The organism is Mesorhizobium album (genome assembly GCF_033977205.1).
In the GTDB taxonomy this organism is placed as follows: Bacteria; Pseudomonadota; Alphaproteobacteria; order Rhizobiales; family Rhizobiaceae; genus Mesorhizobium; species Mesorhizobium album.
Map to the genome: position 1 here is coordinate 1 of NZ_JAVIIW010000102.1, position 2,583 is coordinate 2,583.

The following is a 2,583-nucleotide window of genomic DNA, read 5'->3' on the forward strand; positions in this document are numbered from 1 at the left end:
GTAAGCGCGATTTTCCCCGCACCTTTTGCCATTGAGTGGGTTGATGCATGAGGTGTCCACCAAAATAGGTGGACACCAAGTTATGGAAGAAGATGAGCAGAAACTGCGGGTTAGACTTGTCGGTCGGAACATGCGACGCCGATACGACCCCGCATCGAAGGACCGTCTTGTCGCGGCCTGCCTTGAGCCTGGCGTTTCGGTATCGAGGCTTGCGCTCGAACATGGGGTCAATGCGAACCTTCTTCGGAAGTGGATAAAGAAGCGCAGGGAGTCCCAATCCCTCCCGCCGTCCTCGCCACCGGCGTTCATCCCGGTTCAGATTGAAAGCGCGGCCGATCGGGCCCTGTCGCGACAGAGGAGCATGGCTGCGGTGGACTTGCCGGCGACCTGTGAAGTGCGTGGGTCGGAACCCAAAAGGGCTGCATCTTATCCCTCTCCAGCCAAGATGAGCGCGTCGCTGCCGAACGGCGTGAAGCTGATGCTGGAATGCGGTGATGTGGATGCATTGACGGCGATCATCGGAGCACTGGGTCATGTTCAGACTGGGCGCTGACCTGAAAGTCTACCTGCACCGCGAGCCGATCGACTTTCGGGCCGGGATCAACAGCCTTGCGGTTCTGGTCCAAGAGACAATGGCGCTCGATCCGTTTGCTGCGGCGGTTTTTGCGTTCTGCAATCGCCGCCGCGACCGGATGAAGCTCCTGTTCTTCGATCGGTCGGGCTTCGTGCTGGTGCTGAAGCGGTTGACCGAGGACAAGTTCCGGTGGCCGCGCCGGAAGGCTGCGGTGGTCACGCTTACGACCGAGCAATTGCATTGGATCCTCGACGGCATCGATATCGATGCGATGGTCCGCCATCCGGTGCGACAATATCAGGTTGCCGGTTGAGGGCTCTCGAATTGAGCGGTTGACGCCGCGGCATGCTTTCGATTCAAGAATCTGATGAATCGACCCGGCGAACCGACTGTTGAAGAGTTGACGGCGCGCATTGCTGCGCTGCAGGCGGAGAACCGTCAACTCGCTGAACGGGTGGTCAAACTCGAGGAAGAGCTGGCGCTTGCGCGGCTGCATCGTTTTGCGCCGAAGAGCGAAAAGCACATTGATCGTCTCTTCAATGAAGCCGAACAGGCCGCGGATGAGGATGACGCCGACGGCGAAGATGACGATGTCGCCGACCTTCCGGATACTGGATTGCCAGGGGTCGAAAGCAAGACCGGAAAGAAGCGTGGCCGCAAGGCCTTGCCGGAAAACCTGCCGCGCGAGCGTGTCGAGTATGACCTTCCCGACGATCAGAAGGTGTGTCCTTGCTGCGCCGGCCAGATGCATCGCATGGGCGAAACCGTTACCGAGCAACTTCATATCGAGGTGAAGGCGAAGGTCCTGCAGAATGTGCGGTTCAAATATGCTTGCCGTCATTGCGACCGCACCGGGATCAACACGCCGGTCGTGATCGCGCCGATGCCCACGCAACCTTTGCCGGGCAGCATCGCTACGGCCTCGACGCTGGCCTTCGCGCTCGTTCACAAGTATGTCGACGGCACACCGCTCTACCGCCTGGCGCAGGCCTTCGAGCGCGCAGGTGTTCCTGTCAGCCGAGGCGCTCTGGGCCACTGGGTGATCGGCTCGAGCGAAAAACATCTCTCCCGCATCTATGACGCGCTGAAGCTGCGGCTCAGATCGCAGCCCCTCATCCATGGTGACGAGACCACGGTCCAGGTGCTGAAGGAAAAGGATCGAGAGGCCACCAGCATCTCTTACATGTGGGCATACCGGAGCGGCGAGGACAGTGACGAGCCGATCGTGCTGCTCGATTATCAGCCGGGCCGCGGCCAGATACACCCGCAGGCGTTCCTCGGCGATTACCGCGGCATAGTGATGAGCGACGGCTATTCCGCCTGGCGCACGTTGGAAGGGGCAACGCATCTTGGATGCATGGCCCATTCGAGGCGGCGCTTCGTCGATGCCCTTAAGGCGAGGAAGAAGGGCGGCGGGCCGCCGGAACAGGCGCTCCGGTTCTTCGAACAGCTCTATCGGGTTGAAAGGCAGGCGCGGAACGAAATCCCCGATGACGGCGAAACGCGAGATCACTGCATTCGCCGCTTCCGCCAGCAGCACAGTGTCCCCATCCTCCATGCTCTCAAGGCATGGCTCGACGACATCGCCCCGAAGGTCTTGCCTGACAGCAAGCTCGGCGACGCCGTGTCCTACACACTGAACCAGTGGGACTATCTGACGCGCTACACCGAGGACGGCAGCATGCCGATCGACAACAATCTTCTGGAGCGCGACATCAGGATTTTTGCAACTGGCAGGAAGAGTTGGTTGTTCAGCGATACCGTCGATGGAGCCAAGGCCAGTGCCATCGTCTACAGCTTGATGCTGACCTGCCGCGCCTCACGCGTCGAGCCGTTAGCGTGGTTGCGCCACGTCCTCACTGAACTGCCTCAACGCGCTGTCGATACTGATATCGACGATCTGCTGCCCTTCAACTTCGCCAAAGCCGCCGCAGCCTGACCCGACGCGTCCGTCTGAAAGCGATCGGTTGTTGCAAGGGCCGTCAACCTGCAGGGAAAATAGCGCTTAC

Annotated in this window: 4 protein-coding genes; 3 read left to right on the top strand and 1 reads right to left on the bottom strand. The window is 60.2% G+C overall.

Features of this window, described 5'->3' with window-relative positions; all coding sequences use genetic code 11:
- On the bottom strand, window positions 1-223 hold a 223-nt coding region (locus RFN28_RS34270; protein WP_320291546.1), incomplete at its 3' end, for a hypothetical protein.
- On the opposite strand from RFN28_RS34270, the gene tnpA reads away from it, so the two are divergent.
- From tnpA to tnpC, 3 genes are read left to right on the top strand one after another with little or no spacing between them, the layout of a single operon-like run.
- Complete coding sequence (gene tnpA / locus RFN28_RS34275) at window positions 131-553, top strand: IS66-like element accessory protein TnpA (protein WP_320291545.1); 423 nt, start codon at window positions 131-133, stop codon at window positions 551-553. The two genes, RFN28_RS34270 and tnpA, sit on opposite strands and share 93 nt — an antisense overlap.
- On the top strand, window positions 534-887 hold the full coding sequence (gene tnpB, locus RFN28_RS34280) for an IS66 family insertion sequence element accessory protein TnpB (protein WP_320291543.1): 354 nt from the start codon (window positions 534-536) through the stop codon (window positions 885-887). The genes tnpA and tnpB overlap by 20 nt, the downstream gene beginning before the upstream one ends.
- A gap of 54 nt (window positions 888-941) precedes the next feature.
- On the top strand, window positions 942-2,513 hold the full coding sequence (gene tnpC / locus RFN28_RS34285; protein WP_320291544.1) for an IS66 family transposase: 1,572 nt from the start codon (window positions 942-944) through the stop codon (window positions 2,511-2,513).
- The last annotated feature ends 70 nt before the right edge of the window (window positions 2,514-2,583 follow it).

What these genes read in the sequence shown, in the direction of transcription:
- tnpC (WP_320291544.1), top strand. Translation starts at nt 942, where the DNA reads ATGAATCGACCCGGCGAACCGACTGTTGAAGAGTTGACGGCGCGCATT.
- tnpA (WP_320291545.1), top strand. Translation starts at nt 131, where the DNA reads ATGCGACGCCGATACGACCCCGCATCGAAGGACCGTCTTGTCGCGGCC.
- tnpB (WP_320291543.1), top strand. Translation starts at nt 534, where the DNA reads ATGTTCAGACTGGGCGCTGACCTGAAAGTCTACCTGCACCGCGAGCCG.